We start from the raw sequence: 15,482 nt of genomic DNA on the forward strand, positions 1-15,482 counted from the left end.
GCCACGCATTACTTTGTTCCATCCTTGTCTCCACCATCTTTTAACTGTTCAAGAATTTCTTTGAGTTTCTCAGGTACAGGAAGTCCGATTCTTGTTGAGTTTTCAATGATGCTGATTCCTTCATTGGATAGGTAGAAGAAAATCACTGCTGTTCTGATAACACCACCATCACCGATGATGTTCTGATCAATGATATGGGCCACTCCAACTAAAGAGAAGATCACCACTTTTTTAAAGATGCCCCGAGCACCCACGTCACTGGATAAATGCTTCTCGATTATGGCGCACATGACACCAAGCAGATAGTCAATGACTACAAAGGCAATCAGGGCATATAAAAATCCATCGTAACCTCCGAGAAACCAGCCAAGCCAACCACCTATGGCAGCAAAGACCATTTGAATAAATGTCCAAATATCTCTCATGTAATTTCCTCGCTTTCATAAAAATTGTGTATATAAAAAACGCCTGGTTAGAGGCGTTCGCATAGTGGAACTAATAAGGCGCGTAATAAACATATCCGCTGGCTTTGGCATATAAGCCATCTCCTGGAATGTGCATGGCACCATCGAAAGTATCGTATTGACTTGTGGTAAAGCCGGGTTGATACAAGCATTCCCAAGTGAGTCCATCATTTGATACACAAAGGCTAGACTCCTTAAGGAGAGCGAACTTCCCCCAATCGGGCATCCATATGATATTCCTTGGGTTTGGGATATTGTTATTGGCAAGATCTCCGGTCCAGGAAAGATTGGTTTCTGTAATTTCTGTGGCATCATCGTTCAATACACAGAGCTTTACATAGTAGGTATAAGTGCCGCCCACATTGGTGTAATTAAACTTCATAACAAAGAGTACATTGTTGATGGAACGGATGAACATATATCTTGTATCATTCACATCCTCAGGAATGGTGGTTGACCAGCTCCCAGGATATGAGGTGCTGGCTCTTGCAATGGATTTGTCGCCACCAACGACTCCCACAAAGTAGCCTTTGTGTCTTGTTAGGTATTTAAAGATAGGGACTGAAGTTCCATCTGATCCAACCAATGTCCAGGCAGTTCTTTCCTCAAGAGAATCGAAACTATAATAAACCGGTGATTTATAGTACCACCAGCTGACCACGCCAGAGCCTCTGTCCATATCATAGGCACCACAAGTCATAGCATTTTGTGCGCCGGCACAGTACCCAGCGTTATGCCAGGTAATTCCGTCAAAGGATGCGATGATATTGGCGAGACCCACGATCTTAGCAATAAAGACACCATCTGCAGCATAAAGGATCTCAGGCTGTCCATGACTCCACCAAGGAACACTGACAACGGTCCATTGTTTGGTGGTCTTGTTCCAATAGGACATGTAGGGAGTTTTGGCATAATAAACTGCAATCTGAGCGTTTCCGTTATCATAGACATTAATCTGTCTTTCACTACCGTACTGGGTGTATCCAAAATTGTTATAATATTTCTTGCTCCAGCTTAAGGTAGGAATGGGAAGGACAATGCTGCCTCTACCGCCAAAAGCTGTCCAGATGGCCAAGGTGTTATTAAAATTACGATCATAGCTCATGGGTTTCCTCCTTAAACTTTCTCAATGGCGGTAATTCTTCCGCTGGAATCAGTGGAGTAGGTGTAGCTTCCAGTTGAGCCATCGGCATAGGTTGCTTCAAAGGCTGCAGCATCAATCAAAAGCGAAGAGACTTCTTTAAGGAGAAGCTCAGAGAAAATGTCTTCTAAAGTGATGGACGTTATTCGACCGCTGGAATCTGTGGTAAAACTATACTCGGCATGATACTGATGGGTATCACCTTTTTCCACTTCATAGGTCACATTGATTTTGTTATCAACGACAGACAGGGTTTTTACAATGGTGTAGGAGACACCTAAGTCATACACTTGATTTTGAAGATCATCCACAGAGCTTCCAACATTAGAAATGGAGTTTTCAATGCGATAAAAGGTATCAGAGATACTGGGTCTGTATCTTCCCACCTCAACGCGGATGTTAAATCGATAAAAGGGATTGTATTCAAGGGAGATGATCCTGGTTTTTACATTGATCCCTAGTGGATTGAAAATGATGTGAACATTATCGCCTACTGCTAAATCCATCAGTTTGAAAAAGGAAATGTCATAGGATGATGCGTTTTCCCTTGAATCGTGGGATACAGCCACGTTTGTAACATTCTTTGAACCCATCACAGGGATATATTCAGTGGAGCCTCTATGGCTACGAATATTAATGTTGTAACCGTCATACTGGATTTCACCACCCAAAATAGCAATGAACTGCATAAGGGTAGCTCGCCTAGAAACCTTCTGGTTGATTTTCATCGTGACGCTCTCTGTAAAATCCACAATCCCAGCTGAAAAGGGAGTGCCTGCAAGGAGCTGGGATAATCCTGCTGAAGGATCACCCGTGAAGTCGAAACTGCTTATTTGATACATTTCATGGTTCAAAAGATAAGACACATGCTCACAAAGAACAGAGCAGACCGGTAGGCTCCCTTGAATTGATTTACTGATTTGGACCAGTTCAAAATACTGATTATCTAGTTTTGCAATTTGCCTAGTTTTTAAGGCCAATGCAGACTTTGCCATAACAGTAAATGAAAGGGTAAATTCACCCTCTAAGGTTTCTCTAATGTTTGAGCTGATGACTTTCTTAACGGACTGAATCATGGTTGCTCCTGCGTAAATTTCAATCAAGGGACCGCCTCCTTTCTATTAACTTCCTGCCACACCAAGGTTTCTAACTGTGACGGTATTTTGGTTCCACTGAAGCTGGGCAATAACTCTTGTTAGAATGTTACCGTCAATGGTGAGAGGGATAGTTACATCAAAGACTGCTCCGTCAGAGCCACCAAGGCTTCCTGTGACCTCCGAGTTTAAGTCCAAATCAAAGTCTGTAGGTATAGCGTTTTGCATATCTTTTTCAACATCGCCCATGGCTTTTTCGAAGCCCTCTCCAATACCTTCGCCCATGTTGGAACCAATACCAGCAAACACTTTTGAGGGTGATCTAATACCAAGAACCTTCTTAACGCCACCAACAATGCCGTTGACCATATTTTTCACTTTTTCTCCTAGCCAACCAATCATCGATGCGATACCGTCCCATAAACCTCTGGCGATATTTCTTCCCACTTCTAAAATTGATGGGATCCCACGGGCAAGTCCGGTGACGATAGACATGATGATCTGAGGCAGTTGAGCCACGATCTGAGGGATAGCTCTAATCAAGCCCATACCAAGCTGAATGGTCAGCTGAACTCCCATTTCAATGAGTTTTGGTAGATTACTGGTGATGAAGGTAATGATGCTGTTAATAATCTGAGGCAGTGATTGAATCAGAGTTGGTAGAGAGTTTAAAAGTCCCATAGCCAAGCCGCTGATAATCTGAAATGCTGCATCTAGCACCAAATCCAAATTATTGATTAAGGTGGTAGCGATTAGAATCACTGCTTCTACGATGGAAGGGATAAGTTCTGGTAGCGCATCTCCAAGGCCCGTTGCAAGGGTCACAATCATCACTAGCGCCGCTTCCACCAGGGCAGGAAGATTGGTAATAATCCCATCCACCAATGTTAGAACAAGCTGCAAAGCACCATTTGTAATTTGAGGTAAGGCTTCGATGAGGCCACCTACAATAGTCATGATGATATTCGTTGCCGCTTCAATAAGAGTAGGAAGATTGTCTAAAATCCCACTGACAAGAGCGAGAATCAAATCAGGTGCTACTTCTGCAATAGCTGCAATAAGTCCAGTAACCACATCTAGAATTTGAGGAAGGATGACAGCAATCTGTTCAACCGTCTGCCTTGCACCTTCCTTAAGCTGCTCAGCAGCACCTTCTTGTCCAGTGATGAGGCCCGTCAAACCATCTAAAATCATGGTAAAGCCAGGGAGGAGCTGTGAAGTGATATTGTTTTTCACCCCGGCAAAGGAGCGGGTGAGATTGTCCATGGCATCTGTGTAGTTCACCGCAGCATCTACAGATTCATCACTCATGACTAGCCCTAGCTCGCTGGCTTTGTTCTTTAGGGCATCGGTGCTTTCAGCGGTCTGGTTTAGAAGTGCCCCTAGCTCAACTGAGGACGTTCCAAGTAAATCATTGGCAATGGCCGCTTTTTCACCTTCATCAGAGATGCCTTGAAGACCTTTAATGGTCATCTCAAAGACTTCTTCTCTGGATTTGCCCTCAAGGTCCGCCATGGAAATCCCTAGTCGCTGAAACTTTTCTGTGGCTGAGGAACTACCATTGATGGCATCGTCTACGGTGTTGTTAAGTTTCTTCATTCCGTTTTCTAAGGATGAAATGCTGGCACCGTTTTGGGAAAGTACATAGTCCCACTCTTGATAACCTTGCCTGGAAAGACCAATCCTTTGGCTGGCCTTATCGATCTCATCCCCTGCGGCGGCAGCATCATTAGCCATATCATAGAGCTTTTTACCCGCTGTTACCGCTGCAGTTCCAATAGCTGCCATGGCAACGCCTATCCCGGCAGCCACACCTTTCATAACTGAACCGAGCTTTTCAAACTTACCACCGGAATCATCTGCTACTTTTGCAGAGTCTTTGATTTCATCCCCAAACTTGTCCGCTTCTTTACCTGCATCATCAAACCCATCACTGGCTGCATCAAGAGCCTTGTTGTTGTCATCCAGCTCTTTTTCCATTTTGTTCAGATCTGCATTGGCATTGTTTAGCTGAATCTGCCAGGCTTTTGTTCGCTTGTCATTTTCCCCAAAGGACTCAGCAGCATTTTTCAGAGCAGCTTCAAGGGTGGATACTTTGTTTTTTTGAGCATCGATCTCTTTATTTAAAACTTCATTTCTTGCTGTGATGGCCTTAATGGATTTATCTTGCTTATCAAACTGTGAAGTGACCAGATTCATTTCAGAACCCAGCACCTTAAATGTTTGATTGATATCTCGAAGAGAGCTCTTGAATTCTTTCTCACCCTCAACACCTATTTTTAGGCCGAAGTCCGACATGGTTTCACCTCCTTTGGGGCATGAAAAAAGACACCCGTAATTGAGTGCCTTGTAAAAGTATTTATTGATTTAATTATTCTGCAAATGCTTCATCTATAGCTTGTTGAATCGCCTCATGGCAGCATACACCCAGTGGGTTTTTTATTTCACAGTTTGAGTTTCTCATGGCGCCAGTGATCGCTAATACATCTTTCATTTTCCTTGCGCCTTTTGATCTTACGGCTTCTTTAACCTGATCGATTGTAACTTCACTGCAGTAACAAGCATATTGAGGCTCTGCGTCTTTTTTAAACCATATGGGTACCTTGATCTGCTCCTTGCAAAACACGACTTCATTGTTTTCACTGTAGTAAACAGTATCGCAGTTTTCATTCATACAGATATAATAATTGGCCGAACCAACAGATAATTCATACTCTTCTTTGACTAAATGCCTCACCGTAGTATTTTTTACTTTCTTGCCCTCTTGTTTGCAAATAGGGCACTTATTTATATCTTTACTAGTCATGGACAAATCTACAATATTGCCGCAACAACTGCATCCTTTATTTTCTGACATTGTATTCCTCCATTCATCTGCGTCTTTTACAATATTATATATGACTGTTACAAATCATAATAGGAGAAATTTACAGAAATTCCGGTATTATTTCATCGATGTAGCGCTCTTGTTTCGGTTTCGATATTCCGGTAAATTGCTTATGACACTCCAAAAGGTCCATTAAATAGCCAATGGGCATGAGCCATACTTCATCTTCTAAACGCCTTAAATGGACTGTTCCAAAGTAGATAAGTCGGGTAAAGACTTGTTCATCACTTACCCGACCACCTCGTTTTTTGAGTCTTCACTCTCCACATTTCTTTTCGTGCCTTTCATCATACTGGCCATGATGGCATTCTTGTAGTTAGCCAGGTCAAAGGGAGTGGTAAGAAGCTCCACTTCATCTTCTGTGAGCAGTTCTTTTTTATCGTCCTTGTTCCTAATATTGTGGATCAGGATGGATTGGTTTGCCAGAAGGGTGATGAGCCACACAACCTCCTCGAGTGCGAGTTCAAAGTTCTCAGTTTTCATAAGCTTATCGCCTAAATTCTCAAGACCACCATAGCGCTTGGCAATTTCCTTTGTAGCTTTGGTTGTAAGAATCATCTTAAACCCTGTGCCCCCAATATCTATGGTGGTGCTTCGTTCTTCTGCGGCCTCATCAACCTTTAATTTTTCATCTGCCATGATCAACCCTCCCATTAAGAAACAACAACAGTAGCCACTGTGGTCGTTACGTTTTCTGCACCACTAGAACTTAAGACGCAGTAGTAGTAATAGGTATCTGCCAAGAGGTCCGTTGGAATATCAAAGCTCGCAGAAGTTTCACCGTTGATAATAGTACCGCCAGTGGTGCTATCGATGGTATTTTCATACCACTGATAGATTACAGGGTTTGAGGTGTTGGAGCTTGCCACAACAGAAATGCTTCCAGAAACAGATCCTTCAGTAACCTCTGTCAATGTAGCAGGTTGTGTTGTGATGGTAATGGTTGGCGTCACTGGTGTAAAGTCTGGTTCATAAACCGAAGTAAACCAGCTTGTAATTGTTGATGTTGCGACCCCATTATCTCCTTCAGTGACTTCCGCTTTCCAAGGATGCTTGTTTTCTCCATCCAGTTTATTTCGTCTGAATACCGTTCCTTCTATGGTGGGACTGCTGAATGTGATAGAGTCACCTTTGGTAGCAAGGCTTGTAGCGGGAACGCTGAAAATAACCCTGTAAAGCCAAAAGTAGCGATATTTTCCATTGGCCTTCTTGGCACGAAACCCAATAGCCACCGGCGACCCACCATCTTCACTTCTTGAAACGACGACGTTATTGCTGTCGATTTTACATCCTGTCAAATCCTGTGCTACCAATGATCCCACATCATCAATGCCGAGTGTCAGGGCACCACTCTTAAATTCTTTTACTACCTCGCTGGCACCGTCATCTGCATAGAGAATGGCTTCAATGAGCTCAATGCTCAGCTCTGCAGTCATGGCTTTAGCCAGTACTTTAGGGGTTCCATAGGTTTCGATGCCGTTTTGATCTTCTGTGATCTTGGCATAATATAGAGAGTCCAATCCGATCGTTGCCATTTATTCTTCCTCCGTTTCATATTCTTTCATTACGTCAATGGCGTAATGATGAAATTTAGTATCATGTTCATAACCTACATACTGTCTGTCTGTGATGGTGATCCCTCCAGATTGCAGGGCTTTCGTCAGTTCCTTTTTACGTTTCATGTAATTCTTCTTTGTAAAAAGGGAAAGCCTAGCCTCTGAAACAATCATGTATGCCTCATTGTCCGCGAAGAGATCCAGCCTATCTGACATGGGGGTGATGACCAGATATTCATCAGGAGGCACATCTGAAAACACACCGGTCTCCACAGGGATATCAAAGGGAGCGAGTATGAGGTTTAAATCTGCAAGTAAGCTCATAACTTTTCAATCTCCTTATCCAGTTCTGATTTCATGGTTTCAATGCAGGCCTTCCGAGATGCGGACTTTGCTGGCTTTAAAAAAGGCTTTGGTGGCTGACCTGATTTACCATATTCTAAGATATTTGCGATCTTGGCATTGGAATCCCCATCACCACGAGGTTCATTGAAACCGACCTTGATATTGAAGTTTCCGTTCTTATCTAGCTTTGTTGGGGAGAGGCCAAGGGAAGAGACCAGCTCTCCTGTAGAACGGCTTTTTTCCTTTGTTTCATTACCGATAACACCTTTCAGGTTGGCTTTGACTTTATCAAGAACAACCTCACCACCGGCCTCTAAAACATTGGAGATAATGTCATCTGTTTTATCACCAAGTTTTGAGAGCTTCATCAGAAAATCATCTGGCATACGCATTGTTGCCTTAGCCACTTGGAACCACCTCCTTAGCTAGAACTTCAAGATACATCCCACGGCCTTTCACATCTTCAACGGATGTGATTTCAAATCTCTTATCACTATGAATGAGCACCATGGATGTCGTTACAGTTAACTCAGGGATATGACGAAATCGAAAGAGATCAGTGGCTTCGGAGAATGAAGCTCTATTTGCCCATTTCTCATTGCCATGGCGACCTTCACGGTAAGCCCTGACAGAAGCTACGATGTTATCAACTTCAGTTTTAAACCCTTCAGGATCTTTAATGGTGACGCTTTCTACAATATCGATAAAGGTATTCATTTTCCCAAAGCTCATAACTACACCTTCCAATCCCGATCAAGTCTCAGCAGAAGATTGACTGTGTTCCATACCTGCTGCCCAGCCTGAACATTATCTGAAAAGAAACCACCGGTGCTGCCGTCCCTGGATTCATAAAAGTGGGACGACAGCATAATGATGGCTTGTTCTGTGGTGGCTGGCATAGCTATTTCGACATAATGGTTTTCAGGAAGATGCTGATAGCTTTCTGCATACCGCGTGGCGGCGGTGATGTACATCTCAAGGAGTTCATCATCAGCAGAGTGATCAAGAATCAGGTTCGCTTTTACTTTTTCCAGTAGTGTCATACCGCCACCATCCTTTCATTAATCTGAAATCATAAGCCCTACAGTTTTAAGTTTGGTGAGGAGGGCATTAAAATCCGTCACCAAATCTTCTACTGTAGCAGCAGTGCTTGCAGCTTGGTTATCGAGAACGGGGAGGCCAGTAACGACCGCCCCATCCTTGATTTCAAGAGTTCCACCAATGACGGTTTTCTCACCGCCCTGTTCTGTATAGTTCTTTGTGTTATAACTCATAGTGCACCTCCATTACGCTTTCTGCTGAAGCACTTTGATGGCTTCAGGCAGAATAAGCTTTCCATCGACACGTTGAGTGGCAACGAAGCCAACCTGGCCAGTGGCTGCATAGAGCTCATTGAGTCTCTTGAAGACTCTGCCTTGACGATCCGCTACCCAGTAATAACCAAAGTCACCGAAGATGATGGACTTTGCAGATGCAGCGATGGTAGGCACGTAAGATGAAGTGTAGACAGGTCTATTCAAAATAGTATCTGGTGTTCCCGCCTGAAGAGAAGGCTGCCAGATATACTGACCCTGACCATCTTTTAGCTTTCTAATGGCCTTAATGGTAGCATCGTTCATAACGAACACGGACTTGTTTCTGTAAGGCGATTTAAGAGAGTAGAACAGGTCTAAAATTTCATCAATAGTAATGGCTGTGGCACTAGCAGCAGTTACACCGATTTGTGCTCCACCAGTGGCAGCAAGGATACCCGTAGGTTTACCAGAACCATCTCCAGTAAAGAAAGCGTCTTCTTCCTTGTTACCGATACGTCTTGCAAACTCCCTGGCAATATAGTTTTCAAGATTAAACACGCTGTCATTTAGAAGCTCTTCAGACACCTTGATCATGGTACCTAGCTTGTAAGCCCCAATGGATACCTGACCAAAGCTATCATCGCTCTCAGGAATGGCCCCTTCTTCATCAATCCAAGAAGCAGTTCCTTTGGATGCTACCACTGGAATCTTACGATCGCCAGAAGAAGTGGAGATGACGTTGGCCAGCTTTCTGAAGATATTCTCTTCATCTAGGGCTTCAATAAGAGTACGCTCGAACTCATCTGGTACAAGATAGCCACCTTCCGTGTCGGTTCCAATCTGCAGTGCGTTCTTAATCACTGGATCAAGTCCCTCGCCTGAACGGGTACGCATGGCGTTCCAGAAGGCTTTCTGGTATTCGGCAGAAGCTCTGCCACCTTTGGATTCAATGCCTTGGAAGATAGGTTTCCCGGTAAGGGGTGTGTTAAGTGGCTTTGAGAGCTCACGATCCAGAGCCTCTTGCTTTTCAAGACGGTCAATTTCCTTACCAAGGTCAACGACATCTGCCTCCATTTTTTCATAGGTTGCAGTGTCTTCAGCAGATACGATGCCATCGGTACCTCTTTTGGTGTCCAGGAATGCTTTCGCAGCTTCCCAGGATTTTGCTCTTTTTTCACGCAGTTCAAGAATTTTATTCATAGTGTTTTCCTCCTAAAATTTAGTGTTGAATCAAAGAAAGTCGCTTTTCCAGCGACTCAACAGGGGTGCCAGTATTCTCTTTTGGTAGTTTGGGTTTTACCTTATCCAGCAGAGAGTTGGTAACAGCTCTACGGCTAAAGGCATAGGTAAAGTCCTCGGTCTGATTTCTTTTCTTCTCATCCTCCAAGATGCCATCAGCAAAGCTAAGCTCGATGGCCTTTTTCGCATTAAGCCAGGTCTCTGCATCCATAAGATGAGAGAGCTTAGTTCTAGACTGACCCGTTTTAATTTCATAGGCATTGATGATGCTCTCCTTCACTTCAGATAGCATGGCGATGGCTTTTTTCATTTCCTCGCTGTCTCCAATGGCTACTGTGAGAGGGTTATGCACCATCATAAGGGCTGTTGGTGCCATGAGCACCGTTGTCCCTGCCATGGCGATGACTGAGGCTGCTGAAGCGGCAATGCCATCAATCTTTACAGTAACAGTGCCTTTGTAATCCATCAGCATGGCATAAATCTGACTTGCAGCAATGCAATCACCTCCTGGTGAGTTAAGCCATATAACAATGTCACCCTCACCGGCAGTAAGCTCTGCTTTAAATGCCTTAGGGGTGACGTCATCATCAAACCATGAATCTTCGGCAATAACGCCGTCTAGATAAAGTGTTCGGACACCAGTGTTTTCATCTCGTGCCCAGTTCCAAAACTTCTTCATTAAGGTTCCTCCGTTTCTTTGATATTTGCGAACGCATTATGTGTAGCTACACATAACGCGTTTTATGTTGAGTAAGTGATTATGTTGAGAAAAAGAAAAGCACTGACATAAATCAGCACTTTTCAAGCTTCTTATTATTCAATTACTCAACATTATTTTTTACTGAAGTTCTTAAGCCAGTTAGCCATATCATCTTCAACTTTGTGCTCAGCAAAATCTAATGTTGACCGAGGCATTGGATCAGCTGGCTCCGGCATAGGAATTTCAACTTTGGACAAAGCATCTCTTTTCATTGCTGTATCTGCTCTTGCATACCGCTCAGTGGTATTGAGGTCAGAGTGCCCCAGAATATCACGGATGTATACAATATTATTTCCAGCCTGCAGCATATGCATGGCTTTGCTATGCCTTAAAGTGTGTGGTGAAATTTTTTCAGTAAAGAGTAGTGGATTGCTTTCTTTACCTGATTTCACGTATTTGTCCAGGATATATTTGATACCGTAACGGGAGAGTTTACCTCCTGAACGGTTTCTGAACACATGCTGTTCCTGGGCATCCATAAGATTTATACTCGATCGCTTCATATATTCAGTGAGATATTTCACTGTCTGTGGAAGAAGTGGAACAATTCTGGTTTTATTGCCCTTCCCCGTGATTTTTACGATAGGTGGGGCTTCAAAACGTATGTCCTTAAATTTAAGGTCAGTTATTTCGCTGACCCTGGCACCTGTATCGTAGGTGAATGCCAGCAATGTCAGGTCCCGGAGGCCGTCACTGGTAGCTGAATCTGGTTGGGAAAGCAAACAGCCCATTGCATCAGCAGACAGATATGACATGGAAGGCTTTGGTGTTTTCTTGAGTTTAACTGCATATACATCCTCTGAAAGTTTCAGGAATTCAGGATTTTCAATTGAAAGCCATCTGCAGAAACTTCTTAGAACAACAAACCGCTGATTACGTGAAGAAAGGCTGCATCCACGTGTCGTTTCAAGCCATTCAGCGAATTCCATGAGAATATCTTTTGTTAAAAATGACATTGGAAGCCTTTCGGGCATTATCTGTTTTTCTGATTTCATAAATATGATAAGTAGCGAAAATGTATCCCGGTATGAAAGGATGCTGTTTGTTGAAAGCCCGCGCTGGCCCGGCAGATATATAGTAAGGTATTTATTCAGATAGAATCCAAAGGTTTCTGCATTAGAATTCTTCATTTTCTTTCACCTCCGGAAAAATTTCTGGAAGGTGGAATTGCATACTGTCAGTTACTGTTGACAGCCGGTCTTCCGTCAATCGGATATACCGCTCAGTTGATTTGACACCTGAATGCCCAAGGTATGCTGCAAGGATAGGAAGTGCAACATAAAGGTCTTTGCCCTCATCACAGAGACGGTTCATTGTTACGACAGCAAATGTATGCCTGAAATCGTGTATCCTTGGCCCGCGTAGTTTTCCCTCATAAGGAATTCCGCTTTTCTGCAAAATCAGCCTGAACCGTTTATAAATGGAGCCCTGAGTAAGCACCTGTCCTGACCGGTAATAAAAAATAGGTGAATCTGGTCCTACATCATCTGACTGCCCGTCAACGTATTTTTTCATGACTTTTGCAAGAGAGCCACACATTGGAATTAGACGTTCTTTGTCAAGTTTTGTGTGTTTCAGTGTAATGATATTTGTATCAAAATTTATATCGTTAGCGGTAATGGCTAAAGCCTCTGAAATTCTGAGGCCGCAGCTATACAACAGGCGAAATAGCACCGGAATGCATCTATGAAGATTTGGATAAACCTTGGATTGCTCGAAGTTATCGACTATGCTCCATATAGCATTTAACTCATTGGCAGTAAAAACATGCGGGACAAAGGCAGTATTCCTTGAGTGCCTGATGTCAGGAAGGCGCATCTGGATATACCCAAGCGAAAACATGTATTCTGCCCATATCGCCATGGTTGCTGAATAATTGGATTTCGTTTTCAGGCTCCTGTTGTCAGATTCGTTAATCCAATTAAAAATAGCATCTTCGGGAAGGTTAGCCTCTGGATACTTCGCATTACAGTAGCGGATGAAATAACGAAATGATTTCTCTTCTGATGTGTACTTGAGACCTGTTGCCCGCTTAAATCTCAAAAAATCCTCGCAGAGCGGACCTAATTTAGTTACAGGTATCGGTTTTAATTTATTTTCATTATTCATAATCCGGTACCTCCAGTGAGCATTGGCGAAGTTTTTCAATATCAACCTGGATGTAAGTCGAAGCTGAATCCGAATTGACATGGCCTAAGATATTGCCTATCACATTTACAGGTGTATCCTTTTCAAGCAGCCTGCTGGCAAGGCTATGACGGAAAGAGTGTAGTCCGTGCTTTCTGCTATCTGTAACCTGGACTCCACTGCTTTCGTAGTACTTGTTAAACATGTGGTATACCATTCCAGGGGTCAACTTTTGGTATGGAAGCGTATGTCCTACAAAAATTTCTTTGGCAACAGTATTAGGCCTGCCATTCATCCAATAATCAATGATGGCTTTCCCTATTTGCTCTGACAAAGGAAGGGTCAATGGTTCACCCGTTTTTTGTTGTGTTAAATTGATGCAGCCGCGGTTCCAGTCTAAGTTCTCAATGGTCATCCCAAGGATATCTCCTGTACGCAACCCAAGATTTGCTGCTATTGCCATGATTGCATAATCACGTTTTCCGGTGGGATTTGCACGATCAATAGAATTGAGCATCTGTTCGATTTCTTCCCCGCTCCAAACTTTGTTAATTTTTGCTTTTGCATAATAGTGAATTCGGGGCACATGCTCTGAGAGGGTTTGCGATATTACCCCCTGCTTCAGGAAAAATTGAAGGCTGTGAACAAGCGTTCCCCGGATATTCACCAAATGTGCTTTTGAATAATGGGCTAGTGTCTTGAAGTATTCATACAAATGAACTGCTTCTATTTTATCTGGAGATACATCTCGTGTATGCAGGAAACAGGCGAAATGATACAGATTCAGTTCATGCTTCCTACAGGTCAGGTCAGCATAACCTAAGGATTTGCGTTCTTCTAAAAATTGGGTGCAAATATCCTTATACTCGTCCGGCCATTTTATTACTTCGCCGCGTGTGATTTTGGGAACAAAGCCATGCAGTTTGAAATCTGTTAGGGCTCTGAGAGCACGGACCTTTTGGGTCATATACGGGGATAAAGCAGTTCCGTCAACTTCATTTTCCCCAATAGCCATGTGATATTTTTCGAGCATATATTGCTCGGCTAGTTCGGCGCTGTATTGTGTAATGCCTCTACTAAGGCCAAAATTATACACGCTGCGCCAAGTTCGCATATAGCAAGTTACGGATGTGTAGGAATAGTTATTTTCCTCCATGTGGTTCCTTGCCATTTGCATGAGTTCTAGAAACTCAACATTGCTGTTCATAAAGAATCACCTCCATGAACATTATAAAAAATAATGTTGAGTAACTTTATAACTATTGATAATTTATGCGCTAAAAATCGATGTTTTGTAAGTTCGTTTATGAGAACTCAACATAATCACTTACTCAACATAAAACGCGCCTGCGTCCTGTAATTTAGTCATGGCGCCGTTGATGAGGTAGAGGTCGCCACCTAATGACTCTGGAATTCTATCCAGATTTTCAAGCTCTCTGATATCATTGGCACTCATCCAACCGTTTTGACGTGCCGTTGCATAACCACTCATTCGACTTACATAATCACCACGAAGAAGTCCATCCACATTGAACTTGATAAATACATTAGGTTTTTCACTTTCCATGAGTAGAGCTCTGCACATGGACTGTTCCCAGCGGACCACCCAAGGGTCGAGGGTGTATTTTACAAACTCCAGTGATTGCTGCTCGATGTTACTAAAGGATGACTTCTCAAGGTCAGCAAGCATATGAGGGGGCACTCTAAAGATACGAGCGATCTCATTGATCTGAAACTTTCTAGTTTCAAGGAATTGTGCTTGCTCAGGAGAAATGCCGATAGGCTGGTACTTCATACCTTCTTCAAGGACAGCCACTCGGTGAGAGTTTCCACTCCCTTGGTAGGCTGCATTCCAGGATTCTTTGATCCTTGCAGGGTCTTTTATGGTGCCGGGGTGCTCTAAGACACCGCCGGGTGAAGCTCCATTCGCAAAAAACTTAGCTCCATATTCTTCTGTAGCAATGGCAAGGCCCACAGCATTTTTCGCCATGGCAATAGGTGAATAGCCTACCAACCCATCAAATCCAAGTCCGGGGATATGAAGGACATCAGAGGGTGAAAGGTAGACCTGATTCTCTCTACCAAGAGTAGGAGCATCTTCGCTACCACGTTGATACAAATAGAAAAGCCGACCACTTGAATCGCGATCGACTGACATTTTGTTTGGCATTAATGGGTAGAGGGAGATCACTTCACCTCGTGCATTCCGAATAATCTGTGCATAGGCATTTCCCCATAATAAAAGATGACTCATCAGCGTCTCTCTAAAGGCAAAAGAAGTCATCTCTGGGTTTGGTTCGTCATGAAGCAGCTTGTATAACGGGTGCTTGAGGTTCTTTTCCTTTCCACCGGAATCATTGTATTTGTAGACATGAAGGGGTAGTCCGGCCAACGTCTCGGATAAGATTCTCACGCAGCTGTACACTGCGGTCATTTGCATAGCGGTTTGTTCATTGACCGGTTTTCCAGCGCTGGTGCTTCCAAAAAAGAAGCTGTAAGGGCTGCCGCCAAGAGCATTTTTAGGCTTGTCTCGGGCCTTAAATATCCCTTGCAATATTCCCATGGACATCACTC

18 protein-coding genes are annotated in these 15,482 nt (G+C 43.4%); all 18 read right to left on the bottom strand.

Features of this window, described 5'->3' with window-relative positions:
- Window positions 1-8 precede the first annotated feature (8 nt).
- The 18 genes from ACKVDP_RS00550 to ACKVDP_RS00635 all read right to left on the bottom strand — a co-directional run bounded on the left by ACKVDP_RS00550 (window position 9) and on the right by ACKVDP_RS00635 (window position 15,471).
- A complete protein-coding gene (locus ACKVDP_RS00550; protein WP_409226856.1) occupies window positions 9-425 on the bottom strand; it encodes a phage holin family protein in 417 nt (138 codons plus the stop codon).
- Between the two features lie 70 nt (window positions 426-495).
- Window positions 496-1,569, bottom strand: coding sequence for a hypothetical protein (locus ACKVDP_RS00555; protein WP_409226857.1), 1,074 nt, complete (start codon window positions 1,567-1,569; stop codon window positions 496-498).
- Between the two features lie 11 nt (window positions 1,570-1,580).
- A complete protein-coding gene (locus ACKVDP_RS00560) occupies window positions 1,581-2,708 on the bottom strand; it encodes a hypothetical protein (RefSeq protein ID WP_409226858.1) in 1,128 nt (375 codons plus the stop codon).
- 18 nt (window positions 2,709-2,726) lie between these two features.
- Window positions 2,727-4,997 carry a phage tail protein gene (locus tag ACKVDP_RS00565; protein WP_409226859.1) on the bottom strand — a complete coding sequence of 757 codons (2,271 nt, stop codon included), beginning with the start codon at window positions 4,995-4,997 and terminating at the stop codon, window positions 2,727-2,729.
- Window positions 4,998-5,070: 73 nt separating this feature from the next.
- The gene (locus ACKVDP_RS00570; RefSeq protein ID WP_409226860.1) at window positions 5,071-5,556 is read right to left on the bottom strand and encodes a Csac_0668 family 2Fe-2S cluster-binding (seleno)protein; all 486 of its coding nucleotides are present in this window, start codon (window positions 5,554-5,556) and stop codon (window positions 5,071-5,073) included.
- 258 nt (window positions 5,557-5,814) lie between these two features.
- Complete coding sequence (locus tag ACKVDP_RS00575; RefSeq protein ID WP_409226861.1) at window positions 5,815-6,225, bottom strand: hypothetical protein; 411 nt, start codon at window positions 6,223-6,225, stop codon at window positions 5,815-5,817.
- Between the two features lie 14 nt (window positions 6,226-6,239).
- Window positions 6,240-7,121, bottom strand: a complete 882-nt coding sequence (locus tag ACKVDP_RS00580; protein WP_458306230.1) for a major tail protein — start codon at window positions 7,119-7,121, stop codon at window positions 6,240-6,242.
- Window positions 7,122-7,466, bottom strand: a complete 345-nt coding sequence (locus tag ACKVDP_RS00585; protein ID WP_409226862.1) for a hypothetical protein — start codon at window positions 7,464-7,466, stop codon at window positions 7,122-7,124. It lies immediately after the preceding gene.
- Window positions 7,463-7,894, bottom strand: coding sequence for an HK97-gp10 family putative phage morphogenesis protein (locus ACKVDP_RS00590; RefSeq protein ID WP_458306231.1), 432 nt, complete (start codon window positions 7,892-7,894; stop codon window positions 7,463-7,465). The genes ACKVDP_RS00585 and ACKVDP_RS00590 overlap by 4 nt, the downstream gene beginning before the upstream one ends.
- Window positions 7,887-8,219: a phage head closure protein gene (locus ACKVDP_RS00595; RefSeq protein WP_409226863.1), complete on the bottom strand. Its 333-nt coding sequence runs from the start codon at window positions 8,217-8,219 to the stop codon at window positions 7,887-7,889. The genes ACKVDP_RS00590 and ACKVDP_RS00595 overlap by 8 nt, the downstream gene beginning before the upstream one ends.
- A gap of 2 nt (window positions 8,220-8,221) precedes the next feature.
- Complete coding sequence (locus tag ACKVDP_RS00600; RefSeq protein ID WP_409226864.1) at window positions 8,222-8,530, bottom strand: head-tail connector protein; 309 nt, start codon at window positions 8,528-8,530, stop codon at window positions 8,222-8,224.
- Between the two features lie 18 nt (window positions 8,531-8,548).
- Entirely contained in the window at window positions 8,549-8,761 is a 213-nt protein-coding gene (locus tag ACKVDP_RS00605) for a Head fiber protein (protein ID WP_409226865.1), read from the bottom strand.
- Window positions 8,762-8,773: 12 nt separating this feature from the next.
- Window positions 8,774-9,982: a phage major capsid protein gene (locus ACKVDP_RS00610; protein WP_409226866.1), complete on the bottom strand. Its 1,209-nt coding sequence runs from the start codon at window positions 9,980-9,982 to the stop codon at window positions 8,774-8,776.
- Window positions 9,983-10,001: 19 nt separating this feature from the next.
- Window positions 10,002-10,700, bottom strand: coding sequence for a head maturation protease, ClpP-related (locus ACKVDP_RS00615; protein WP_023387662.1), 699 nt, complete (start codon window positions 10,698-10,700; stop codon window positions 10,002-10,004).
- Window positions 10,701-10,852: 152 nt separating this feature from the next.
- On the bottom strand, window positions 10,853-11,911 hold the full coding sequence (locus ACKVDP_RS00620; protein ID WP_409226867.1) for a tyrosine-type recombinase/integrase: 1,059 nt from the start codon (window positions 11,909-11,911) through the stop codon (window positions 10,853-10,855).
- Window positions 11,898-12,890 (bottom strand): tyrosine-type recombinase/integrase, encoded by a 993-nt coding sequence (locus tag ACKVDP_RS00625; RefSeq protein WP_409226868.1) that lies wholly within the window; start codon window positions 12,888-12,890, stop codon window positions 11,898-11,900. Before ACKVDP_RS00625 ends, ACKVDP_RS00620 begins: the two co-directional genes overlap by 14 nt.
- Window positions 12,883-14,115 (bottom strand): site-specific integrase, encoded by a 1,233-nt coding sequence (locus ACKVDP_RS00630; RefSeq protein WP_409226869.1) that lies wholly within the window; start codon window positions 14,113-14,115, stop codon window positions 12,883-12,885. Before ACKVDP_RS00630 ends, ACKVDP_RS00625 begins: the two co-directional genes overlap by 8 nt.
- Window positions 14,116-14,235: 120 nt before the next feature.
- Complete coding sequence (locus ACKVDP_RS00635) at window positions 14,236-15,471, bottom strand: phage portal protein (RefSeq protein WP_409226870.1); 1,236 nt, start codon at window positions 15,469-15,471, stop codon at window positions 14,236-14,238.
- Window positions 15,472-15,482: the final 11 nt, after the last annotated feature.

It is taken from the genome of Gudongella ferriphila, assembly GCF_046224405.1.
Taxonomy (GTDB): Bacteria; Bacillota; Clostridia; order Tissierellales; family Tissierellaceae; genus Gudongella.

Excerpts from the sequence above, each read along its gene's own strand:
- ACKVDP_RS00600 (WP_409226864.1), bottom strand. The coding sequence starts at position 8,530 with ATGACACTACTGGAAAAAGTAAAAGCGAACCTGATTCTTGATCACTCT.
- ACKVDP_RS00610 (WP_409226866.1), bottom strand. The coding sequence starts at position 9,982 with ATGAATAAAATTCTTGAACTGCGTGAAAAAAGAGCAAAATCCTGGGAA.
- ACKVDP_RS00630 (WP_409226869.1), bottom strand. The coding sequence starts at position 14,115 with ATGAACAGCAATGTTGAGTTTCTAGAACTCATGCAAATGGCAAGGAAC.
- ACKVDP_RS00550 (WP_409226856.1), bottom strand. The coding sequence starts at position 425 with ATGAGAGATATTTGGACATTTATTCAAATGGTCTTTGCTGCCATAGGT.
- ACKVDP_RS00575 (WP_409226861.1), bottom strand. The coding sequence starts at position 6,225 with ATGGCAGATGAAAAATTAAAGGTTGATGAGGCCGCAGAAGAACGAAGC.
- ACKVDP_RS00585 (WP_409226862.1), bottom strand. The coding sequence starts at position 7,466 with ATGAGCTTACTTGCAGATTTAAACCTCATACTCGCTCCCTTTGATATC.
- ACKVDP_RS00635 (WP_409226870.1), bottom strand. The coding sequence starts at position 15,471 with ATGGGAATATTGCAAGGGATATTTAAGGCCCGAGACAAGCCTAAAAAT.
- ACKVDP_RS00595 (WP_409226863.1), bottom strand. The coding sequence starts at position 8,219 with ATGAGCTTTGGGAAAATGAATACCTTTATCGATATTGTAGAAAGCGTC.
- ACKVDP_RS00565 (WP_409226859.1), bottom strand. The coding sequence starts at position 4,997 with ATGTCGGACTTCGGCCTAAAAATAGGTGTTGAGGGTGAGAAAGAATTC.
- ACKVDP_RS00580 (WP_458306230.1), bottom strand. The coding sequence starts at position 7,121 with ATGGCAACGATCGGATTGGACTCTCTATATTATGCCAAGATCACAGAA.
- ACKVDP_RS00620 (WP_409226867.1), bottom strand. The coding sequence starts at position 11,911 with ATGAAGAATTCTAATGCAGAAACCTTTGGATTCTATCTGAATAAATAC.
- ACKVDP_RS00625 (WP_409226868.1), bottom strand. The coding sequence starts at position 12,890 with ATGAATAATGAAAATAAATTAAAACCGATACCTGTAACTAAATTAGGT.
- ACKVDP_RS00555 (WP_409226857.1), bottom strand. The coding sequence starts at position 1,569 with ATGAGCTATGATCGTAATTTTAATAACACCTTGGCCATCTGGACAGCT.
- ACKVDP_RS00570 (WP_409226860.1), bottom strand. The coding sequence starts at position 5,556 with ATGTCAGAAAATAAAGGATGCAGTTGTTGCGGCAATATTGTAGATTTG.
- ACKVDP_RS00605 (WP_409226865.1), bottom strand. The coding sequence starts at position 8,761 with ATGAGTTATAACACAAAGAACTATACAGAACAGGGCGGTGAGAAAACC.
- ACKVDP_RS00615 (WP_023387662.1), bottom strand. The coding sequence starts at position 10,700 with ATGAAGAAGTTTTGGAACTGGGCACGAGATGAAAACACTGGTGTCCGA.